The sequence below is a fragment of the Flavobacterium sp. LB2P53 genome, assembly GCF_003970305.1.
In the GTDB taxonomy this organism is placed as follows: domain Bacteria; phylum Bacteroidota; class Bacteroidia; order Flavobacteriales; family Flavobacteriaceae; genus Flavobacterium.
Map to the genome: position 1 here is coordinate 49329 of NZ_RYDG01000007.1, position 24110 is coordinate 73438.

Consider the following 24110-nt stretch of genomic DNA (forward strand, 5'->3'; position numbering starts at 1 on the left):
AACGTTTTGCCACTTTAAGTTGACTGGAAATTCGTAACCGCTCAATTTCCTACTTAACGAAAACTTGATGCGAAACGATAATTCAACTAAAATTCAGCTAGCTCAAAGCTGTTAGTAGCCGTTTTTACTTATCTTCCCAAATTGGTACTGTTGCAGCGTTGTAAATGTTTACTTTACATCTAAATTTGTGTTCAATTTCTTTTATATAGTTAAGATTCTCTTCTGAATAAACACCAATATAAACGCTGTGTAATTTGTTTCCTGCTCTTTGTCCTTGTTTTGCAGCCTTGTTAATGGCATCAATAATATGAGTGTCATATTCTCCAAAATTAAAGCCAAAAGTGACAAGAGAACCTTCTATTTCAGTTAATTCATCGTAACAGTATGATAAATATTTATTGTGAGAAATGTGATTAAGTTTTTCTTGAGCACTTCCGGCTGTGACAAAAATTGGGTAAGATTTATCAGCCATTCTTTCATTTATCTTTTGTAATAGATAATGTTCGATATCGTAAGTTTCTTTTTCAATTTCAATGCCTGTGTCAAATATTAATAATGCACCGTGAAGGTAAAAAATAGTTTGCTCTTTTTTATGTTTACCCCATTGAAGTTCGGAAAAAATAGGGTCTTGTTTTCTCAATACTTCATCAGGGTTTTCAACTTCTCTACCAAATCCATCTATTGCAAATTTCGATTCATTACGCATTAAAATCCAATAAGGTAGTAAGTCATAATTTGTAGAAAAAACTTTACCCTCTTTGGAAAGGTATTCGTTAAGGAACAAATGACAACATTTGCTTTTTTCTTCGGGAACTTTAAAAACGTGTTCTGGATGAAGTTTTTGAACTGCTTCAATTAAGCTTGTCTTTAAAATTTCATTAGCTTCAATTATTTTTTTAATTAAGTTTTGGTCTGTACTAAACGTTTTTGCAATTTCAATGAAATTATCTAATTGCTGCATTACTAATTCAAAGTTCTTTGTATTTATTACTTCAAAAAGTTTTTTCAAAAGATCGTTATCAATATCATCAATAAACTTACTTAAAGCATTATATGAAAATATAGTTGGGTCATAAGCAATACTAAATCCATTACCAAATAATAAATGTTTTTGTCGTTTCTTTGCATTTAGCGAATCGATAACTTCTTTATAGGTCATTAAATCTTTTACTTCCATAAATTTTCTCTGTTTTTCTGTCGTTTTCGCAAAATGGATACTAACTTTTATATAACATCAACAGGTAAAGCTTTTTTTTAAAGTTTTACCGTATTTCACGCTATATATTCTAGTTCGTAAATAAAATCATTTTTAACTATTGTTACAATACCCACATTTAGTGATATTTTGACTTAAATGGAATATCCAATAGAAAGCTAATTCTATAACGGCATCTTTTCATTTCTTTCGTCTATCCTTCCAACTATCATTATTATGCCTATTCCTCAAACGCTCATAAATCTTCCCTCTTAACCATATTCTAGCAACCCTAATCACAACAACTCCTATTATATCATACAGGTTCTCTTTTAGTATGAAATCAAAAAGCCCTTTTTACAGGAGCTCTTTGAATGATTGAGTTTAACATCTTAAAAAACACGCCTAAACCAACTTAGAATTCCAATTTTTAGCTACAAAATCAATAAGTTCTTTACGCATTACAACGCCGCTTATTTGTGGAAGCCTCAATAGTTTTTCAACCTTTTGAAAGCTTTCTTTGGTTTTAGGCACTTTATAACCCTTTACGAAAGCATCACAGAACCACACGACTTCGTAAAGTTCTTTTTTACTTACCCTTTCTCGATCACGAATAGCGGTATAATTGGGGTTATCTCCTTTTGTAGTTGTGTTGACATAATCATTATTAATCAAGTCATTTTCGTCATAGCTTACCATAATTTATATTTTTAAAATTCATCAAATGTATCTTTTCTAAAACACCAAACTTTACGGTTTTCCTCATTATCAAAAAATAAATGTCAAGAAAAAGACACCTCTCAGCATCTTTCTACCTCTTCCCCTTACTCTTCCAACTACCGTTTTTATCATAATTCCTCCTAAACTCAAAAACATTCCATCTCAGCTAAACACCTAAAAACCAAACTACAATAAATCCTATTACTCCACACCTCAACTATAGAGCGCCTCAAGAATTACACATTGATTTATGAAATTAAAAAACGATTCACCGCTCATTTTTTTCTAAAAAACACCTATTCAATTCCCGAATTGAATACTATACTTTTAGTAAATAAAAATTACATTATATAGTTTTGTCTGTCTTTTCAAGCACTTGTCTTGATATTCCACATTCAATTTCTCACTACTTAATCTAATGGAAAATCAAAAAATACAACAACGCATAAAGGCGATTTACCAAATGCTTTTTGAAATGGCAACTGGTAATCTCGCTTTTAGAATTATCAAAACAGATCAAGACGACGAAGTCGGCAAGATGTCTGAAATGCTTAATAACCTCGCTGGAGAAATGCATGATATACTACTCCAATCAGGTTACGTTAACCCTCATTACAGTTATCAAAACTTAGTACAAACAACATTTATCTTAGACGATAACTTTCTTATCAGCAATTATAATGCACACGCTCTACAAGCACTATACTATGAATCTGAAGAATTATTTCAGGTAGACTTTGGAAAATTTATCGCACCACAATCCTTCAGTATTTGGAATCAAAAAAAGAAGGAAGCGTCACTAGATGACAATTACCATAGCACCGTTCAGCTTATTTTTGTTACGGGTAATAATAAATTACTTCCTGCTTTTTGCACCATTTCACGACTGCGTTACAGTGACAAAATAATAGTAAACTCAATTACTACGATATTGCAAGAATTGCTGTCAGACCCGAAGTATGTAATAAAAATAAATCCAGAAAGACAATCCGAAGCTATCGTCATGCAAAATCTTTATGATTACATATTAAATCACTTGGAGCAACCACTGCCAACCCTTAAAGAATTAGCTGTGCTTTTTGATTGTAATGAATACAAATTGAAACTTGGATTTCGTGAATTTTTCAAAACAAGTATTTATAATTTTTATCACGATGAAAGATTAAAAAGAGCACATTTGATGATCCTGCAAACAAAGATTCCACTCAAAGAAATTGCAATAATGAATGGCTTTAATACCTACCTCAACTTTTATAAAGCATTTAAAAAAAGATTTAAGTATGCACCGAGTGAAGTGGATCGTAGCCCGAATGAAGCTAATTAAATACTGAACAGCTTCAACTCTATTTTGGATAACGAAAGTTCTGATTTGCATAACATTATACTTTTATATTGTAGAATTTTACAAGACTAAAAAAGCAACTTATGAAAATTTCTGAAAAAATTAAAAGTGTTATAGTAAATTTCATAAGTTGGCTCTTTATTTTGCTTTTTACTTATGCAGCGACCAACAAAGTACTTGATTTCGAAAATTTCAAACAGCAACTAGGACAGTCACCGCTGTTGAGTTCTTTTGCCGAACAAGTAGCATGGGCGGTTCCGTCAGCTGAATTTTTAATTGTCATCTTATTAGTTTTACCAAAGTTTAGGTATCCAGCCTTGGTATCATCTTTCGTGTTAATGCTAATATTTACAGTTTACATCTATATTATTTTAAATCATAGCGTATTTGTTCCTTGTTCCTGTGGAGGTATTTTAGAAAAAATGAATTGGCACGAGCATTTGATTTTTAACATAGGATTTGTTTTCTTGGCACTGATTGGATTGTGGTTGCAACCAACACCATTTAGTACTATAAAAAGGAAATTAATTGTGGTGTCCAGTTCTGCATTGACAGGTATTATTATAGTAATAGCTTTATTTTTAATCTCGGAAAACATCCATAGCTATCACAATAAATTTGTGCGGCGTTTATCAAGTGCCCCTGCAACCAAAATCAAGGACTATAACCTCAAATTAAGGTCGTACTATTTTGCTGGGGCAGATGGTGATCATGTTTACTTGGGAAATACAACCTCGCAATTATTAATGACCGTTGTAGATACAGCGTTAAATAAAACAACGATACACAATATTACGCTTGACAAAATCGACCTGCCATTTCGTTCACTGACAATTAGAGTAAACGGCCCCTATTTTTATATTTATGACGGAACGGTTCCTTGCATATTTAGGGGTAAAATTTCAGACTGGAAGGCTGAGTTATACAAAAGTGGCTCTGAGTACTTTACCTATGCAGAAGCTATTGACTCAACCTCTTTGGCAGTTCGAGTACAAAAACGGGGTAGTGGAGAAAGTTTAGTAGGGAAAGTTGATCTACTCTCCAATGAAAAGACAGTATTAAATCATAATTTATTGCAAAAACAGATTGATGGCCTTTTCGATACTGATGGCTCATTAATGTATAGTAATGAAATTAACAGAATAATTTACTTGTATGCCTATCGCAATCAATTTATCGTCGCCGATCCTAAACTAAATTTAGATTATAGAGGTAATACAATAGACACGATCGCACATTCAAATATTGAATTGGTAGATTTAGAAAAACGTGGGGAACGAAAATTTGCAAAAAAGCCGTTGCTAGTAAATAAAGATGCAGCTGTTTATGGTAATATACTCTTTGTCAACAGTAATATCCCCGGTCGATATGAAAGCTTAGAAATGTGGAAACTAGCCAGTATTGTAGATAGCTATAATATCTCTTCAAATAGCTATCTCGAAAGCTTCTATGTCTACGATGTCGACAAACAAAAGTTACGTGATATAATAGTACATGGTGATAAGCTTTACGCCCTAGTGGGAAATCACCTTATAAGCTACAAACTACAGCCCATAATTACAGCTAATTATAAAAAACAGAGTCGGTCGTAAACCCGACTAAGCAATCTATTGGCCAAATAGCAGGACAAGATCGAAAACCTGTAAAAAAGAGTAGATCAAAACTTTTAATTTTTACGATTATGAAAACTAAAATTTTAAAATTCGGTATGCCGGTAGCGTTTGTTGCTCTCGGATTAGTTGGTGCTTTATCCTCAAATGCGATGGAAAAAAAGGCAACCGTACTTGCTAGTGAAACGGGTTATAAAAAGGTAATTGGTGCTGCCCAACCTTGTCAACCTGTAGAATCGTGTGATAACGTTCAAGGTCAGCTTTGTAAGTCAAGCATTGATAACTCGCAGTTGTATCGTCGCATAAGCGACAACCAATGTCCAACGATGTTGTTTAGAAGTAATCCTTAATTTTTAAAGAAAAGCCGTCACAAAAAAATGTGACGGCTTTTCAATTTAAGATTTTAAATATTTCGCAAACCAAGCCTCAATTCGTTTTGTGAGATCAGCCTGTTTCTCCTTGTCTATTATTGTGTGAGATTCCTCGGGATAAATAAGTAGAGTATGTTCTTTCTTCAACCTTCTCAAAGCAAAATAAAACTCGATGCTTTGAAAATAATGTACCTGTTTGTCTTCATCTCCTGTCCATGCCAATAAAGGTGTCGTTACATTTTGAGCCAGTAACACCGGTGAATTGTTGAGGTAACTTGACATATCTTCAAATAAAGACATTCCTATACGTTCCTGATCAATTTCATATCGATAAAAATCTGAAGTCGCATAATTACTGTTATAATAAAGATAACTTGATACCAAATCTGTAATAGCTGCCCCGGCGACTGCCGCGGCAAACCGATTTGTTTTCGTTATGATATAATCCGTTTCAAAGCCACCAAAAGAATGCCCTGTTAATCCAATTCTTGCAGGATCTATACTAAAGTTTAAAAGCACCGCATCAACTGCAGCCAATACACATTTTTTTGCTGATTCACCTGTTTGCCGCATTTCATAGACAATATCAGGCAACAGGATGAAATAACCTTTTGACGACAATACCGTAAAGTTAATCCCATTCTCGTTCAATAGCGTCGGCTTAACATACCGATGTAAACTACCTCCTTGTCTTTCATAAATGCTAACAATCATAGGGTACTTGACCGTAGGATCAAAACCCGCAGGATAAATTAAAACACCCGATAAGGGTTTTCCATCTACAACATACGAAACCTTCTCAACCTTAGCCCACAAATAATTGTGGTGCTGCAAATTGCTGCGATACAATTCTTTTGGTTTCCCAAGAGCATCGACAAACAGCAACTCAGGGGGCGCATCAAAATGTTGCGAGATAAAAGTAAAAACGTTACTATTTTTCGCCTTTACCACACGGTCAGTTCTTTTGTGTTCCCAAAAAATTGGACGCGCACCAGTTGTCCCATCGTATCTATAAAATCCACTATACCCTGTCGTAGCATTTTGGGCAGATAAAATCCACTGCGTTGAATTACTGATGATTGCAGTCGTTCGATCCATGTAATCGAACTTAGAGAGGAGCCTGCGTTGGGCAGTTGCAAAACGAAAAGTAGTTTTATTTTCACGTCCCTTGGTCAGCCGTTTCTTTGTCTTTCCGTCAGCGCTAATCATCCAAATATCAAACTGGTCATAAATGAAAAGAGAGTTGTCGTCTATGCTCCACCCTGCAATACCATATAAAGGAACTTGCCCCGCACGATCATAATCGATATCACGAACTGGAACGCCCAAATCTTGAGTAATATTTCGGTGTTCGTCCTTCTTGAAATCATACACCCACCAGTCACCATTTACTGAATAAGATAAGTAATTGCCCTTGGGAGAAAATGCCGGCGCCATTCCCGTCCCAGGATATCCTTTGAGCAATAATCGCTTTCTACCCGTTTGAACTGCAGTTACATAAATATCTCTCGATCCTATACCATCAAAATGTGGCTCAGATTCGAATTCATTCCAAGTCAACGCATATTCTGCGGTACGCCCAATTAGTGCAGAGGGCTCTTCCCTGTTGCTAATCTGCAAAAATCGACCCGAATCTACAAACCATACTGCAACTTTATCCTGTAATGTAACGTCACCGTACATTTTTAAATTGGGATAGATTTGCTTATCATTTCCATTCCATACTTGAACAACTTCGGCTGTATCTTCATTCGGCACATTTTCTTTCAACTTGAAAAAGATCCGATTTCCATCATTTGAAATAGTAACCGAACTAAAACCAGCGCCTATGATCATATTATTAGGAAAATTGGAACAGCTTTCCGGAACAAATGATAAAAGCTTCCCAGTATCTAACCGATAGGCATACAGCTTGCCTCTCAAGCCATTATTTTGAATAAAGGCAATAGTTTGGTTAAGCCAGCTCAGGTTTTTAATCGCGCCATCTGTTAAAACCGGTATCTCTTTTTTTATAAAATTGTCAAAGATTTCAAGTATTTCCACTTTATCTTTTCCAGTAACGTAGGCAATCGCATCCTTGCGTGTATTCCATATCCATTCGTTGACATTATCAGCATTAGCCACGGTTTGACCAAGCATGTTTTTTACAGTTAAGCGTTGGTTGCCACTTTGATCATCACTAATCAGTATTAAGTATTTACCATTGCCCGAAAACGAATAGCTACTAATTTTCGGGAAGTAATTCACTTTTCCTGATGTTAAGTCTTGCAAAACCAACGTATCATTCTGCTTACACGCAAACCAATTTTCATCATTAAACTCCCCATTTGTACCATGAGGAAATGCGTATTTTTTTCTGCTTTTTGTTGCTATAGCAAATAGCGTATCAGCTGTATCGTATTGCAGGCTGTAACTTGCCCAACCTCCCTTGTCAGAAATACTGTGCGATAGCATATCACTCCATAAATGATAATCTTCTTCCGGTACCGTTTTCTTTTGTAAAACCTGCCCTATTGAAGGGAAGCTCACTAGCAAAAAACAAGAAGCAACTAAGCGAAAGAAAAAAGAATGACGAAGTTTTTTCTTTCTCTGAACTATTCTAGTAACCATCATTTTGTGGGGCCAGATTTGGGTTTAACAACAATTCTTTTTGAGGTAGCGGAAGTAATCTATCTGTAGTATTCCAACCCAATTTCACAGGAGACAATGCAGTATCCAATAAGCCATTTCTTTTTAGGTCAAAGAAGCGGTGTCCAAATTCACAAAAAAGTTCCGTTTGGCGTTCCTTTAGCACGGCAGTGATAATTTCTGCACTAGTTGATGCTGGTGTATCCCCTAAACCTGCTGTATTCCTTATCTTATTCAAATCTTCTTTAGCGCCAATCAAATCACCTTGCTGCGCTCTGGCTTCAGCACGAATCAGATACTGCTCAGCAAGTCGGAGCACAATCGAGTATTCTACAGAACTCCCCGTGTTGGAAAACTCCTTATATTTATAAGCGTGAGACCAACTATTAATACCCGTTGTAATCATTTTTGTCCAGTGTACTTTTCTTTGATCATTAGCCTCAAACGCAGTAAGAATGGTCGGAGAAAGTGATGATGAAGGTGGCGGTCCGTTAAAAAACACAAATGTTTTAGCTTCCTTTGTATTGTCTCCCATCATAGCAGGCATCAATTGCCAAATCGTAGTTGTACTTTCTTTAAGGAAAATTTTATCAAGATCATTCTCCCATACATAAACATCTGTTTGGTTCAGAACAGCAGAAGCAGCATTAGAAGCCTGATCCCATAAATGGAGATAAAGGTTAACTCTCGCCAGCATGGCATAAGCCGCATAGCGGTTTGGCCTTACACGTTCTGAACTAATATAGGAGTCGGGCAAAAGTGCAATAGCCTGTTCAAGATCAGATTTAACTAAGAGTAGTGCATCATTTTCAGCAGTACGATGCGCAATGCGATTGGCTGCATAATTGGTAGTGCTAATATACGGCACACCACCAAAGGAATTTACCAAATAGAAATGAATCAACGCTCGTACAAAAAGAGCTTCACCTTTCAATTGGTTACGGTCAGGTTCTGGCAGAGAAACAGAATGATCCACACCCTCAATCACGGCATTGGCAGCATAAATTTGGCTATAGCTACTGTTCCATAATTGTGCTATTTCTGTTCCCGATGCTTGCAAAGCATTAGTACCGTAATTAAATGATAAACTACCTGGATTATAATAGGAGGTAAGTTCATCACTGTAGAGCCCCAACTGGTTCGAAAACCCTGTAAATAGGCCTGTAAATAGTCCATTATCGCGCATTTTTGTGTAAATATCAGTCATCGCGGCATTAGCGGTAAGACGGTCTTCAAAAACAGCATCAGCAGTAAGCTGTGAATCTGGAAGGTCAACTTCTGTGAAGCTATCGCAGCTTGTAACCAGTATAGCAATACTTATAATCAAAATAGGTAACATTGCTTTCTTTGATAGTATATTTTTCATGGCTTCAGTTAAAAAGTGATTTGTAATGTAGAAGTATAAACGCGTAAAGGAGGCATGAAACCTGCAGTCTTAAATTCGGGATCCCCTCCCTTATAAGAAGTGAGGACAAGTACATTTTGCCCCTGCACGCTCAGCTTGCAGCTAAAGGATTTTGTCCATTGTTTCGGCAAATCATACGTGAGTGAAATATTCTTCAGCCTGATGTAAGAAGCATCCGCTATAACCGCATCACTTTGGGAGTAAAGAGTGTTTGCACGCTGGGCAGTAGGATTGATTCCCGTACTATAAAGCTGATTAGGACCACTATCTCCCGGATTTTGCCAGTGTGACACAAATGATGCTGGCTGGTTCGACATGGTTCCCGGCAAAACGGTTCCAAATGCTTCAGTATAGTTTTCCTGCTTAACAAACTGAAACAAAAAGTCCAGTTGCACCGCTCCGTACTTCAACTGGTTTTGCAATCCCCCATAAAACTTCGGATTCAGTTCTTTTACAAACCCCCTGTCATCATTAGCCGATAGTAGGCCATCACCGTTTAAGTCCTCAAACTGATAAGTACCAGTCTGCGGGTCAAGACCAATATAATGGAATACCTTAACAATATTCAATGGTTGACCAATGACAAATTGAGATTGGTAAGACGAACCTTTCAGATCCGGAAAAGAGAGCAGTTTATTCCTAGCACTAGTAAAATTGAAATTCGTTGTCCAACTCAATTTATCGCCTTGCAGGTTCAACGTACGTAAGGTCAATTCATAACCACTATTTTGTACTTCTGCGTCAAGATTTGCCTGTATCGAGTTAAAGCCGGTAGTTCCTGGTAAAGGCACACCTAGTAATTGACTGCTCGAACGATTTCGGTACCAAGCCGCAGTCAAAAAAATACGGTCTTTCAAAAATCCTGTTTCTAGTGCTACTTCAAGTTTTCGGTTGGTTTCCCATCCAAAGTCCTTATTGAATAATCTTGTCGGTTGTAAACCGCTTATGCCTTCATAATTGCTACCAGATGTACTGTAGGTATCAAGATACTGATAGTCTCCTATCTGATCATTTCCAGTGGTACCATAACTGGCTCGTAGCTTTCCAAAACTGAGGAATTCTGCATGTTTTTTTATAATTGGTTCGTCACCGAAAAGCCATGATGCCCCAACAGCCCCAAAGCTTGCAAACCGGTTAGCAATCCCAAACCGGCTTGATCCATCTCTTCTACCCGTCATATTGATAATATAGCGGCCTTTCCAGTTAAAATTTGCCCTGCCAAAAAAAGCCTGGTATTTGTACACCGTTGCATCACTGTTCATAATGGAGAATAGGGATGCCGATGCCGGATTTTCAAGGAGACCATTGCTTGAAAATCCATAGCCCATATGCACAACTTGGTTCGACATCTGCTGTTGAAAAGTGCTACCGGCAAGCAGATCTATCTTGAATTGCCCTGCTGTAAACTGGTAGTTAGCCTGCGGCTCAATAATCCACGAATTACGGCTGGTATTGTTCTCAAAGACCAACGATGAGGAACTGTCTAAACCATATGCGGGGTTATACATTGTTGAAGGCAACAGATTTAATTCTTTGTAACGCAAATCGCTATAACCAAAACTCGATTTGAGTTCGAATCCCTTAAACAGACTGTACGAAAGCAGTGAGTTAGCAATAAGGTCATTAGTTCTCCCTTTAAAGTCCGTCGCAAGTAATTGTAGCGGATTTTCAAAAGTACCGTTTTCCCAATTCAAATTCCCTAAGGCATCATAAAGCGAAGGTGCGTTGGGCGCTAAGCTTAGAGCTGCTCCCGTAAAGTCAGCTGTCGGCATAGTATTGTTTTGTACCACATAACCCGTAGTAAAATTAATCCTGAACCGTTGGTCTTCCGACTCATGATTAAGATTCAGGTGAACATTGCCTTTTTCGTACTTATAGTCACCCGGAAACACAGTAGTCTCTTTATTATAAGTACCACTTAATACAAATTGCGTTTGCTTTGAACCGCCTGACAATGAGGTTTGCATAGTACTAATACTGGAGTTCCCTCCCAATAATTCTTTTTGCCAGTTCGTATATCGGTTTTGATCCCATGTTCCGTTAATGTCATAGGCATTAGCCGGATAATCCGTAACGCCGTCATTGGCATACGCTTCACGTCGCATTGCAAGGTACTCTTCGGTATTCATTAGCTTCATAAAGCGGGTGACATGGCCTGAACCACTAGAGACACTACCCGTGAATTTAGTTTTGCCTGCTTTTCCTCTTTTGGTGCTGATAAGCACAACACCATTGGCACCGCGCGACCCGTAAATAGCGGTTGCATCGGCATCTTTCAATACTTCTATACTTTCTATATCCCCAGGATTAATGCTATTTAACGGACTCGTTCTTCGTGGCAAATGTCCAGACGTAAAAAGGCTTCCAATGGGTTCAGAAGCATAAGGCACACCATCCACGATATACATGGGGCTATTACCATCAAACCGCAGGCTGTTTTGTCCCCGTATCTGGATATCAAATCCCCCACCTGGCATTCCCGTTGTCTGGGTAATATTAACCCCAGCCATCCTTCCCTGCATCGTAGCAAGCACATTTGTTACTGGTTGTGTTTCAATATCCTTAGCTGTAATACGGGCAATACTTCCGGTGCGCTCCTTTTCTTTGACAGAATAATAACCCGCATTGATGTGAACTTCCTGCAGTTGGGTAGCATCTTCTTGTAATTGTACGTTTATTACTTTACGCCCGTCTATAGGCTCTGTAACAGTTACAAATCCCATAAAACTAAAGACTACTATATCGTCTGCTGATGCAGTTAGCGTATAGTTCCCGTTAAAGTCCGAAATAGTTCCAGCTGTAGCTTTTCCTTTTACGGAAATGGTCACACCGGCTAAAGGGTTTGTACCATCAGTTACAGTACCACTGACTTGCACTTGCTGTTGAGGTATAATTTTTTTTGTTACCGTCGCAAAAGCGGAAGGGTTGATTGTTGCGGCATGGGCAGGAAAATCGCATAAGCAAATCCCTAAAATCAAAGGAATCGCCGGCCATCCCTTGTAAAATGAAAATATATTCATAATTTTGGTTTAGTTAAATGAAACGTTAGTTTTGTTAGCATTGGTCCTCTATGCAGTTGTCCAGACGGTTGGAGGGCCTTTTTTGTCATTGCGAGGCACGAAGCAATCTCATTTCGAGGTTCGACGCACCAGAGAGAAGCAAAGCAATCTCAATATTATTATTCTATCATAGGCATACTTTTTAATTAGATTTATATTGGATGTTATTGTCTCTATATTCTACGTTCTAAATTCTTTAACCCAATTCAAAATTTAAAATAATTAATAACCTCTATTCACCTGACGATGTGAATTTTAACATCAGTTCAGTTCACGCTATTATAACCATAAAACCACATGAACATCGTTGCTATAAAAAGTATAATTATTCCTATTTTTATTTGTTTGTAGTATTTCATAGTGAAAATTTAGATGTTGTAAATCCAGTTGTATTGCTAGGGTAATTTGGTGTAAGAATTATATAAAGGAAGATTGATTTTTTGCATTATTGCCATCACTCTTCATCACAATTCAAAATTTAAAACAATAACTTCTTTGCTCTTTTATCTGAATCAAAAAAAGAACCTGCACTGAAACACTAACTCAAAATAAAGAAACAGCACAGGCATTAAATAAATAGTATTTTTTTTTATTTCATAGTTATGGTTTATTTAGCGGTTAAAACTGCTGCGAGACTATGAAAAAGGATGAAGCGGTGCTGAGAAAATTAAGCTTAAGTAGTGCCTATTGAAAATAAAAAAGGCATGGAACTCAGCATAAACGTCTCTGGTACTTGGCATACCTACCACGAATAAGTGAGCCCACGCCTATAGACGTGAGCATCTTACTTATCATCTCGTGGTTTTAAACTGCCAAGTTTCGAGCCGAGATTCAAAGCGAATGCTTCAAATATTTTATATGAAGAGTCGCAAAAATACATTACATATTCGTAATGATAAAACAAATATAACAAAATACTTTGAAACGCGTACTAAAGTACGCGTTATTTTTTATTGATTGACTTTTCTTTGTTATTAATGACAGCAACTAGCAACATTATTTGTAACTATATTTTCAGTAACTGGATTCAGCCTTATAAATCTCAGAGGTCATTTGCATTGGATCATAATATTGAAGAAAGCATCGTTAGAAAAATTAAAAACACTTCGCTTAATATCGAAGGATCAAATTATAATATTCCTGTTAATACTCTTAAAAAAATTTGCGAATCAAGAAATATCAAGTTGTCGGAATTTTTTAAATTATTAGAATTATAGAAAATAATAAGATTATATAAAAACGATGCTCAGAGAGGCATCTTTTTTATTTTTTAAAACTCCCAAATTGCATATTGAATTTTCCAAATTGCATACCGCATAAAAAATTAAACCCCTATTTTGACCTTACTTAAAGATTCAAAATATGGAATGGTATGAAATCATTGGGTTTGTTGTGGTATGGCTTTTAGGTCTTTATATGACAGGGAAGTTTTATAAGCATTTGAGGGATAGGCATTATAATGGTAGCTGGAAAAAGATGGATAAATAGAAAAGATGCCACATTGGAATTAGCTTACTGTTATACTCTTTAATTTAAGTCAAAATATCACTAAATGTGGGTATTGTAACAATACTTATAAAAGTCTTTATTTGCGAACTAGAATATATAGCTTGAAATATGGTCAAACTTTAAAAAAAGCGTTACTTGTTGATGTTATATACAAGTTATGTGACATTTTACCATCCCAACAAAATTACAGAATTATGAAGATCCAATTACCATTAAAAAAAGGCAGTCCTAACACTCAACCAGAAATTGAGTTTGAACAACTCGTAATTATCGGTGCAAATGGATCTGGAAAAACAAGATTTGGAGCGAATATAGAAGAAAGATATAAGAAGTTTTCACATAGAGTTTCTGCACAAAAAACATTATCAATTCCTAATTTTGTTAGTACTAAGTCTAAGGAAGTAGCTGAAAGTGAATTTCTATATGGAAGTTGGGATAAGAATGATTACTATAAAAATTCAGGTTGGAGAGATAGCCGCTGGGGAGGAAATATAAATACCTTTTTACTTAATGATTATGAAAAACTTATGGTATTATTACATACTGAAGAATATGAATCATCATTAAATTATAAAGAAAAAGGTGGGGAAAAACCAAATACAAAGTTGGATAGAATTCAGAAAATATGGGAAATTGTTCTTCCACATAGACGTTTATCTAAAAAAGCTGGAGTTATAGAAACTTATCCAACTGGTGAAGTCGAGCAAATCTATAATGCTTCTGAAATGAGTGATGGAGAGAGAGTAATTTTCTATTTAGCAGGAGAAGTAGTTTGTTCTCCTGAGAATTCAATTATCATTATTGATGAACCTGAAATGCACATTCACAAATCCCTCATAAAAATACTTTTTGATTTAATTGAAAATGAAAGACAAGACTGTTCATTCGTATATTTAACTCACGATATAGATTTTGCTTTTACAAGACAAAATGCAACAAAAATATGGGCTAAATCATACGAAAGTACTGGATTATGGGATTATGAAATACTTGACAATACAATGCCTATTCCTGAACAATTATATTTAGAAGTTTTAGGGAGTAGAAAACCTATTATATTTTTAGAAGGAGACAATAGCAGTATTGATTATGAAATTTATGAGCAAATTTATTTTAATTATACTTTAAAACCACTCGGTAGTTGTGACAAGGTTATTGAGTGCGTAAAGTCTTTTAATGAATTAGAAGGTTTTCATAACATTCAATCTTATGGAATTGTAGATCGTGATAGGAGACAAATTGGAGATGTAATTAATTTAAATAAAAAGCAAATTTGGGTTCTTGATGTCGCAGAAGCTGAAAATTTGTTACTTATAGAAAATATTGTTAAAGCTTTAGCTACGCATATGGGAAAAAATGCAGATGAAGTTTTTCTGCAAGTTAAAAGTAATTTAATTAGTTTCTTTTCGAGTCAATTAGAGTCGCAAATTTTATTGCATTACAAGGAATTATTAAGGCGAGAATATTATAAACTTTCCAATTTCCAATCTCAAAAAATTGATGATACTGAAATTGAAATAAATAGTTTATTTGAAGCTATTAATAAAAGAGAATTGTATAACAATATCAAGTCAGATTTTGAAACGGCAATAACAAACAATGATTATAATACTGTATTACGCTTGTTTAATTTAAAAAAAGCTTTAATACCAGAATCTAAAGTTTGCGAATTAATTGGAATTAGGAATAAAGAAGAATATCGAAAAATGGTAATTACATTGCTAAAGAGAAAAGATGAAAATGCAACTATTTTAAGAGAGGGAATTGACTTAATGGTAATTAAAAACGTCACATAACCGCCATTTAGCGAGATTGTGGGTTTAGTGGAATTGCCGTTTTAATCATAATTCCGTTCAGCCAAAACTCTGCTATTCATTAATTTCCTAACCATTCCCAGCACCAGAACGTTATGCCTCATAAAAAAACTCTACACTCTTCTATTGATGCAAAAAAAAGAACAGAAAATTAAAGAAAGAATTCTTCATATCGAAAACGGTCTTTTTGACGAGGACGATATTAAACTTCTATTAATTGAAATTAGAGAAAAACTAAAAGATGAAACTTTCTTGAAAGAAATCTGTCATTTTGTAGCTCATTCTGAAAGAAACTCAGGAATTTGTCATAAAAAAGTTGATGTTAGATATGCGAAATTGAAATTTATTAAAGACAATCAAATACAAATCTTAACGAAAGATTTTATAGAAGAGAATAAACATCAACCTGAAAGTTTTTTTAGTGATGCCGTTTTAAACAATTATTTTAAAACAGAAAAAATAGACAAAAAGCTCTTCGAATTGATTATTCTTTCAGGAATTGATGATATCGAAAATGCTTTATTCTTAAAATATTATAAATTAAACAAAACTCAAGTAAAAAAATTAGTTTCTAATTCGTACAAAAAAGACAATGGTTATTATATTACGAAAACAACTTTAAATCAACATGAATTTTTCTTTCTTGATGACTTGTTGAAATTTATTAGAGGTACAATAACAGGAAAACCAGCGTTTACACAAAAAGAAATAATTGATGATTTCACAAAAGGATTAAAAAAATTAAGTACTGAATTAGACCACAAACTTGATTTAAAAAAAATACAAGAACATAAAAATGATTTAATTGTTTGTATTTTATCATTGTTGCATGATTCAACTTTTACATTATTTGACGGAATGATTGGTTCTGGGTTTTTAAGTATTACAACAGATGTTAATCCACGAATTTGTTTGAAATCTGAAGCTGGTAATTTTATCCTTCCATTGATTACTACTGAAATTAAAGCTCAAAATTACATAGATTCAGATATTGAAGAAATTACGAAATTTGGATTTAGAAAATTGCCTTGGTACAATTGCATAAGAAATGACAAAGGAGAATTGAAATTAATAAAATACAAGGCATAACAGCAATTGTATAGATAGAGTTTTAGTGGAATTACCCAGCTCTACGAGGTACTATCGCAAGTTCTCTGGTGCTTGATTACATCGAGTGCCTACTTAAAATGTTATACATGCTGCCAAAAAGAATTTGAATTATAGTTTAAATCCTATATATTTACTTTCTAAATAACAAAATAAAGTTTGTCTGGAGGTTTTAGATGAACTGACGTTAAGTGCAAGTGAAAATCCAACCATGGTGAAGAATGAACAGTTCTAATAAATAAACATGTCTAAACAAGGATCCGAAATAACCAACGGGAAAGTCAATACTCAGCTAAAATTAATAGATAATCATGAAGAGTTTTTCTCTGCCTCATATAAAAACAACTTTGATGAGTATAAGTCTTATCTCGACTATCGGCCCGTTATTTTTATGGAACTGGCAGTTAATATAGGAGAAGCTGTAAGATGCCTGACTATCGAAGCAAACACTGCTACAATAACCCTAACAAACTATATACTAGAGAGACTTCTTAAGCTTGCCCTTATTGAAGATGAAATGCAATTAAGACCACTTACTCACCCTTGGAAGGACTGTTGGGATAAAATGTATCCCTATTTCGATTTGGATATGCATGAAACCATAAATCAATGTGCTCGCAAACAAATAATATCTGGTAAACAAAAGAGGCAACTTTTGAAATATAAAAATGTTTTTAGGAATGGTTTTTCACATGCAGCTCCGGATTTAATTTTTAAGGATTACCCTGAAACATTTAAGACGTCATATTATGATGGAATGGATGATGTGACGCATAATTTGAAAAAAGACCCTCGCCAACAACTAGTTTTTTTACAAAAGATTGCAAAAGAAAATGCTCACATATATTTCAAATATGTTTTTGAACTAATCGATTGCATCGAGCTAAATTTACAAAAAAAATACCCTGGTAATTTAGTTCTAGTTCCCATGAAGGGAGGAGGATTTCTAAGATTGTCTGCAAAAGGATGGCAAAAGAAAATCAATATCGGACTATCACTGTCAAAAGAAGATACGATGGGTATAGGATTAATGGAACTTCTATTCAACCAGTTTAATGCAAAATTTAGTAAAGTATTCGAAAACGATGAATGCGTTTATGATATAATTTTTGAGGAACAAAAAGATTTTGAGGAATATAAAAAGGTCATAAAACTTATAGCCCCAAAGGCCGACATATAGGCCAATAGATAATGAACCGATGGCGCGGAATTGCATTCCGTGACTTCAATGTGAAGTGTAGTTAAAAGTTTTAAAGAACAACTAGAAACTGTAATGCAAAAAGAAAGGGCCGAGAGGTCATTTCTATAATTCTAAAGTCAAAAGAAATTCAGAAAACTTGATATTGTCAGAGTTACAAATCAATTCCGTTTCTTTTTCTAATATATCTGGTGTAATAAAATCAAAATCATCTTTGTAGTTTTGAATACTCAAATCAAACAAATCATATTGTAATGTACCTTGAATGGGTTCTTCAAAAGCAATTTTAATTTTTTTAACTGTAGTATTGGCCTTTTTCGCAAAGACATTCAAAGCTTCTTTTATAATTTTTGTTTCATACAAATGATGCACCACCGTTTGTTCTCCTAGACTAAAATCAACGATTTGAATGGCACTAATGGCTCCATTTTTAGTAATCAGCGGAATATGTGTCTCTTTTAGAATACCTTTGAAATTAAAAGGGTCAAAAGTAAATTTTAGATCCGCTTTTTCGTCAAGACCTTCTTTTTCAAAAGCAGGTTTTATCTTTTTGGCAAAAGTCACGATTTCTTTCTTGGTTTCTATAGCTATCGTTTCACCTACAAAATTGTAATAATACTGCATAAATTTCTCGGCAGTAAAATCAAAAGGCAAAGATGCAGGTTCCGTAAAATGCAAAATACCATTATTGTATTTATTCAAATAAGAAATATAATCTTTAGAGAAAATCGAATTTGAAAATACTAATTGCTGTTGGTCTTTGGTCAACGCTTTATTAGTCTCAGCTACTTTTTGCTTGATTTGCTGCAAGGCATTTTTAGCCATGCTTCCAATCCCTATTTTGGTAGGCGCCAATTTATCTAATAGTCCCAATTTGCTTTTAGAATAATCAAAATAAATCTCATTTTCAGTAATAGCCAATACGCCCATAACCACTTTTTCCGAAGAAATAGGGTTAGTTTGAATGCTGACAATGCTAAAAAATGTTTTCATTTTAATAAATGGATTTACTGTGCAATATAACGGCTTTTACTTTTTCAATTCGTTCTTCACAAAACAAATATTCTTGTATTCGGTCCGCTAAATTAGGCGTTAATTTCCATACATCAGCTAATTGAAAAATAATGGCATCAATAACCTCCTTATGGGAAATTTTCAACAAAGGTATGAAATTATCAACAATTTCAATTATTTCTTCTTCGTCCATATAACGAATAAAGCTCTTGTAAAAATCCGATTGATGAAACTTATCCTGATTTTCAAAGGGCATTTTTGAATTAAAAACTCCTATTTGCTGAACTCCACCAAAAACAAAAGCATGATCAAATGCCATTATTTTACGTTTGCTGCCAGATCTAACAACCAATAGATTGTAATTAAAACCTGGATTGATAAATCGTCCCCTGTCTATATTATTAATCCACAAATCAAAAAGAGCAATTTTGATAACATCTTCTGGATTTTCAATTCGATTGTATTCTCTTTTGTTAGTACAGGTTTCAAATTCGTTAATTTCTTCTGAAGGATCTATTCCTTTAGAACCAAAGCAAATATGGTTTATACGAAGGCGTCTGTTCTTTTTAATTATACTTTTATCCAAAGTTCCTTCGGAAATCTGGACCAAAGCAATATCTGGAGTAGGGATATCCAACGCTTTCAATAGATAATGCGAAACTATTTCATAAGCAAGGCAATTAATCTCTTTTGGATCAAAATCAACTAAGTATTTGCAGTAATACAAATTGTTATCATTACACATAAACTTTAAAGGAGCATGACCTGATGTTTTTGTCTCTTCCAACAAAAGTTCTGTTTTAACCTTGAGAATGTCAATCATACAATTTATAATAGTTTATAGTAAATATAGTAGTATTTCTTTAAAAAAAACTGTTTTTAGTAGCATTTACTAAAAACCTACTTTGCAGATTTAAAGGATCATACAACATCGCAATCCATGATTACCACAGCTTATTTAAACAATTTTAGATGTCATCATAAATGCAAAAAAATAAAATTATAACTACTATGCAATTCGGGAATTTCACTATTCAATTCGGGAATCGCACACCACTCCATTTGCAACAATAGCAATCATCAAATAGATTTACAGCCCAATTCAATTACCAAAAAGTCAATTTGTAAATCTTAAACCGCTTCAATGAAATTATTTTCTGAATCTTTGATGTCCCAATTAGAACAGCAATTACAAGTAATCCATCTGCAAACAGAAAATCCAATTCAATCGGCCGAATTAGCCATTAAAAGTAGCGTTACTGCCTTACAGAGGCTAAAATCCTTTTTCATAAAATATAAATCGTTGAACAAGAAAGAAGAAATAGAGTTCTTTCGCGACATCAAACCAAAATTTGCGGCTAAACTGATTTACTACAGCGAAATATATACTATAGAAACCAACAAGCCATTGGGCTCCCTTAAAACAATAGCTAAATATTACAACTCAGAACTTCTTAAATTAAAAGTTTTCTTCAAACAAAACCAGGAATTTTACCGCTACTGCCGAACGGCTAACAACTGTCTTGACAGCAAATATTATATACGCGAAAAATACGACCTTAAATTAATGATGGACAGTGTTTATTTTCAAATAGACCATCGCTTCGCAACCTCTCACGACTATAAGATGGCTCGCATAATAGCGAACGATGAAATAAAAAATTTTCTGGTGGAGCAAATGGAAAAACTAGAAAGAAAGGCAATAATCACACAATCGCCTTCTCCACTCTCTAAAAGCCTGAAATGGACTGGATCAAAAGTAGATCTGATAGAATTGATTTATGCACTGCATTCAGAAGGCGTTTTTAATAATGGAGCCACAGGGCTCAAAGAAGTCATAACCTTTTTCGAGTCTTCTTTAGAAATCGAATTGGGCCAATTCAACAGGGTTTTTCTGGAAATTCGCAACAGGAAATCCGATAGGACAAAATTTATGAATACACTCAAAAACAAACTAATAATCCGCATGGATGATGCAGATGAAAATTAAATTTGGGCTTTTAAATCCGACCTTAAATTAAAAACGTCAAAAAACAACGAAAAACGGAATGGCAGTTCTCCGCAAGCTGAGTCTGAAAGGCGAACGACCAGGGGCGCGGAATGGAATTTTGAGGTAGTTTTTACGTTTTGAATTTTCAGGCAGTGAAATCGAAGATTATTTCATCCGTTCGCCTTTCAGGCTCGGGTCATGAATACTAAAAAACAATAATAAACCATGAATATTTTCTTGTTACTTTATTCATCAAGGAAAAAAGTAAAAACTATCATCAGAGACCATTAGTTATTGAAAATACAAATCAAAGATCCTGCGAACACCATTTAAAATAAAAATCTGACAAACTAAAAAAAGGCTGCCCATCTGGACAGCCGTATCAAACTAATTATTTAGAAATAAAATTTCTATTACAAATCAACAGCTAGTACTTTTTTGATGAACTAACTTCTCTAAAAAGAATAGTCCAATCAGGATCTTTATTCTTTGGAGGTGTTATTGACTCCTCATAAGTTTCATACCGAACAACTGATGAATTCGTTAAAACAACCTCTTTATCATTTTCCGTAAACGTCTCATTTATCAAAACACTCGCTTCATAAGCAACTATAAAATCATATAGAACTTCATATCGTTCTTCCGTTTTTGAAAGAAGCAGCAAGGAATTAATAAACCGACTAAAACTTAATTTGGCTTCTACTGATAAATCCCAATTAGCAACTAATTCAGACAGACTATCCGAAAGAATAGGCGATACTTTTCCTGATGATAAAGAATTGGTATCACTACTCTTCACGCTGCTAATTACACTACCTTTTTGTAGATTTTGAAGAATGACATAAGACTTTTTCTTATAAAGTCTTCTTCCTGCCTCATCATAAGGATTAGCACTATTAGCTGGAATGATACGACTACTTATTGAGTTGTATTTAGTGTAGTGCGTTCTCTTTTCAAAACTATTGGGTGCATTGTCAATAGTTGATTCAGAATCAGTACTACAAGACTGCAGAATAAGCGAAATGGAATAGCACATTAAAATGGCTAGGAATAAAAATACTTTTTTCATTTTTGTAAATGTTTTAAATGTTACTGATTACTTTTTTCATCAGTTCTTTTCACCCGGGGTAATGGGAACAGTGGCGATTTTGCTCATAACAAAACCATTTGAATTCAGGGCAAAACTAAATGTGTACTCCGTAACACACAACACAACTGCTGTTCAATTCGGGAATTTAATAGGTGTAATTCCTGAATTGACAACAGTCAATTCAGGAACAATTAGTACATAACCAACAACTTAACATTCAAAAAATACATTTAGGGTCTCTCAGGGTAATTATCTTAATTATTGAAGTTTTTTAGCTACATTTATTCCTGATAAATAGAGACCCAACTCCTCTATTTTGTTTTTAAAACGCTATAATCCCCATTTTAGAACATGAAAAAAAACTACTTAATCTTACTTTTACTTTGTTTTTTTATCAGCTTAAACGCTCAAAAAAAGTTTATAATTCCAGATAGTCTCTCAAATAAAGACTGTAACTACTTCAATGAAAAAATAAATTATAAGGAAAGTGATAGTTTAAAAGAACGCTTATATGCACAGTCTTGGTTAGCTAAAGCCAAATCCGAAAGAAACGATAAGCAAATGGCTCTCGCCTATAAATCCTTAATATATAAATTCGATAAAAAACTCCGACACCTATATGCTGACAGTTTGGTTATTGCTGCTAAAAGAACAAACAGTGCTGAATTGATTGGATCCGCTTATATGACAAAAGGAATAGTATATTATGATGATAAAAAGATGATGAAAGCACTGGACAATTACCTCATTGCCGAGGACTATATTTCCAAGACAAACGACGAATATCTTATTTACAAATTAAAATACTGCAAAGCGCTAACTAAATATTATCTTGGATTTTATCACGAAGCAATAAGTTTATTCAAAGAGTGCGTTACTTATTTTAAAGAGCAAAATGATCACGCCTATGTCAATTCATTATATTCATTAGGTCAATGTTACAGCAGAGTTAATAAATACCAATTAAGCAGTCAAATAAATCAAATAGGAATAAAAGCGGCAATTCAATTTGAAATTTTTAGAATGAAATCATACTTTCTATTTTCTGAAGGTATAAACCACTCTTTTAAACACAACTATGTCGATGCTATAAAAAAATTATCGTTGGCATTACCGGATATTAAGAGTAATAAAGATTTTGCCAATGAAACTCTTGCTTATTTTTATATCGGTAAAAATTATTGGTCTCAAAATCAAAAAGAAAAAGCCGTAGCCTATTTCAAAAAAGTAGATATAATTTTCCAACAGCAAAACTATATAAGTCCGGAATTAAGGGAGGCCTATGAACTGCTAATTGATTATTCTCTAATTAAAAATGATAAAAAAGCACATTTACTTTACGTAGATCAACTCTTAAAAATCGATCAATTATTAGAACACAATTACAAATACCTTTCAGGAAAAATAACTAAAGTATACGATACTGAAAAACTACTGCAAACGCAACGTAATTTAGAAAACTCCAATAATTCCATAACTAATATTGCCATTAGTACCACAGCAGTCTTGATGTCAATAATTTCATTCCTTGTTTACAGACATTTTAGATCTAAAAAATTATTCCAAGAGCTGATGAACCGCCAACCGGAAACATCGAAATTATTTGTAGCAAACGGAAGTAAGGAACTCGATATCAATCCTGAAGTAGTTGCTGCAATCCTAAAAAAATTGGAAAAATTCGAAATCAGTAAAAAGTATCTCGAAAAAGAGATGAATTTATTGAAATTGGCTTCTTTATTGAATACAAATACCAAATATGCTTCAAAAATAATTGCAAAATACCGTAACAAAGGAATCATTGAATATATCACTGATCTTAAGATTGATCATATCATAGAATTGCTTAAAAGTGAGAATAAATACCGTATTTACAAAAACAAATCTCTAGCAGAAGAAGCTGGATTTGGTTCTACTCAAAACTTCACAAGAGCATTTAAATCCCGTACAGGAATATCCCCTAGCTACTTCTGTACGGAATTAAACAAATCAATAGCAGTAAACAATTAAAAATATTTTTTTGGTATGATTTTTATACACTCAAAAAACACTAGAAAAAAT

Annotated in this window: 17 protein-coding genes; 9 read left to right on the forward strand and 8 right to left on the reverse strand. The window is 34.2% G+C overall.

Annotated features, from left to right (window positions below; all coding sequences use genetic code 11):
• Positions 1 to 124: 124 nt before the first annotated feature.
• Together EKL95_RS10025 and EKL95_RS10030 are read right to left on the reverse strand one after the other, a co-directional pair.
• Positions 125 to 1177, reverse strand: a complete 1053-nt coding sequence (locus tag EKL95_RS10025; RefSeq protein ID WP_126564142.1) for a DUF4917 family protein — start codon at positions 1175 to 1177, stop codon at positions 125 to 127.
• Between the two features lie 423 nt (positions 1178 to 1600).
• On the reverse strand, positions 1601 to 1894 hold the full coding sequence (locus tag EKL95_RS10030; RefSeq protein WP_126564143.1) for a hypothetical protein: 294 nt from the start codon (positions 1892 to 1894) through the stop codon (positions 1601 to 1603).
• A gap of 439 nt (positions 1895 to 2333) precedes the next feature.
• On the opposite strand from EKL95_RS10030, the gene EKL95_RS10035 reads away from it, so the two are divergent.
• The 3 genes from EKL95_RS10035 (at position 2334) to EKL95_RS10045 (ending at position 5217) form a co-directional block, all read left to right on the forward strand.
• Positions 2334 to 3239 (forward strand): helix-turn-helix transcriptional regulator, encoded by a 906-nt coding sequence (locus EKL95_RS10035; RefSeq protein WP_126564144.1) that lies wholly within the window; start codon positions 2334 to 2336, stop codon positions 3237 to 3239.
• Between the two features lie 101 nt (positions 3240 to 3340).
• Positions 3341 to 4849: a MauE/DoxX family redox-associated membrane protein gene (locus EKL95_RS10040; RefSeq protein WP_126564145.1), complete on the forward strand. Its 1509-nt coding sequence runs from the start codon at positions 3341 to 3343 to the stop codon at positions 4847 to 4849.
• A gap of 116 nt (positions 4850 to 4965) precedes the next feature.
• On the forward strand, positions 4966 to 5217 hold the full coding sequence (locus EKL95_RS10045; RefSeq protein WP_126564146.1) for a hypothetical protein: 252 nt from the start codon (positions 4966 to 4968) through the stop codon (positions 5215 to 5217).
• 45 nt (positions 5218 to 5262) lie between these two features.
• Here the strand turns inward: EKL95_RS10045 and EKL95_RS10050 are convergent, their stop codons facing one another.
• From EKL95_RS10050 to EKL95_RS10060, 3 genes are all read right to left on the reverse strand, one after another.
• A complete protein-coding gene (locus EKL95_RS10050; protein WP_126564147.1) occupies positions 5263 to 7851 on the reverse strand; it encodes a S9 family peptidase in 2589 nt (862 codons plus the stop codon).
• Positions 7838 to 9001 (reverse strand): RagB/SusD family nutrient uptake outer membrane protein, encoded by a 1164-nt coding sequence (locus EKL95_RS10055; RefSeq protein WP_233589409.1) that lies wholly within the window; start codon positions 8999 to 9001, stop codon positions 7838 to 7840. The genes EKL95_RS10050 and EKL95_RS10055 overlap by 14 nt, the downstream gene beginning before the upstream one ends.
• A gap of 239 nt (positions 9002 to 9240) precedes the next feature.
• The gene (locus EKL95_RS10060; RefSeq protein WP_126564149.1) at positions 9241 to 12291 is read right to left on the reverse strand and encodes a SusC/RagA family TonB-linked outer membrane protein; all 3051 of its coding nucleotides are present in this window, start codon (positions 12289 to 12291) and stop codon (positions 9241 to 9243) included.
• 1742 nt (positions 12292 to 14033) lie between these two features.
• Between EKL95_RS10060 and EKL95_RS10070 the strand changes: the two genes are divergently transcribed.
• From EKL95_RS10070 to EKL95_RS10080, 3 genes are all read left to right on the forward strand, one after another.
• A complete protein-coding gene (locus EKL95_RS10070; RefSeq protein WP_126564151.1) occupies positions 14034 to 15635 on the forward strand; it encodes a DUF4435 domain-containing protein in 1602 nt (533 codons plus the stop codon).
• Positions 15636 to 15782: 147 nt separating this feature from the next.
• Positions 15783 to 16742, forward strand: a complete 960-nt coding sequence (locus EKL95_RS10075; protein ID WP_126564152.1) for a hypothetical protein — start codon at positions 15783 to 15785, stop codon at positions 16740 to 16742.
• Positions 16743 to 17004: 262 nt separating this feature from the next.
• A complete protein-coding gene (locus EKL95_RS10080; protein ID WP_126564153.1) occupies positions 17005 to 17940 on the forward strand; it encodes a hypothetical protein in 936 nt (311 codons plus the stop codon).
• 123 nt (positions 17941 to 18063) lie between these two features.
• Here EKL95_RS10080 and EKL95_RS10085 read toward each other — a convergent pair whose 3' ends face one another.
• Both EKL95_RS10085 and EKL95_RS10090 read right to left on the reverse strand, forming a co-directional pair.
• On the reverse strand, positions 18064 to 18951 hold the full coding sequence (locus EKL95_RS10085; protein ID WP_126564154.1) for a hypothetical protein: 888 nt from the start codon (positions 18949 to 18951) through the stop codon (positions 18064 to 18066).
• Position 18952: 1 nt separating this feature from the next.
• Positions 18953 to 19795 carry a HipA family kinase gene (locus tag EKL95_RS10090; protein WP_126564155.1) on the reverse strand — a complete coding sequence of 281 codons (843 nt, stop codon included), beginning with the start codon at positions 19793 to 19795 and terminating at the stop codon, positions 18953 to 18955.
• A gap of 321 nt (positions 19796 to 20116) precedes the next feature.
• Here EKL95_RS10090 and EKL95_RS10095 point away from each other — a divergent pair, with 321 nt between their 5' ends.
• Positions 20117 to 20962: an RteC domain-containing protein gene (locus EKL95_RS10095; RefSeq protein ID WP_126564156.1), complete on the forward strand. Its 846-nt coding sequence runs from the start codon at positions 20117 to 20119 to the stop codon at positions 20960 to 20962.
• A gap of 427 nt (positions 20963 to 21389) precedes the next feature.
• Here EKL95_RS10095 and EKL95_RS10100 read toward each other — a convergent pair whose 3' ends face one another.
• Positions 21390 to 21998, reverse strand: a complete 609-nt coding sequence (locus EKL95_RS10100; RefSeq protein WP_126564157.1) for a hypothetical protein — start codon at positions 21996 to 21998, stop codon at positions 21390 to 21392.
• A gap of 4 nt (positions 21999 to 22002) precedes the next feature.
• On the opposite strand from EKL95_RS10100, the gene EKL95_RS10105 reads away from it, so the two are divergent.
• Positions 22003 to 22254 carry a hypothetical protein gene (locus EKL95_RS10105; protein ID WP_072944922.1) on the forward strand — a complete coding sequence of 84 codons (252 nt, stop codon included), beginning with the start codon at positions 22003 to 22005 and terminating at the stop codon, positions 22252 to 22254.
• 149 nt (positions 22255 to 22403) lie between these two features.
• Positions 22404 to 24059 carry a helix-turn-helix domain-containing protein gene (locus tag EKL95_RS10110; protein ID WP_126564158.1) on the forward strand — a complete coding sequence of 552 codons (1656 nt, stop codon included), beginning with the start codon at positions 22404 to 22406 and terminating at the stop codon, positions 24057 to 24059.
• The last annotated feature ends 51 nt before the right edge of the window (positions 24060 to 24110 follow it).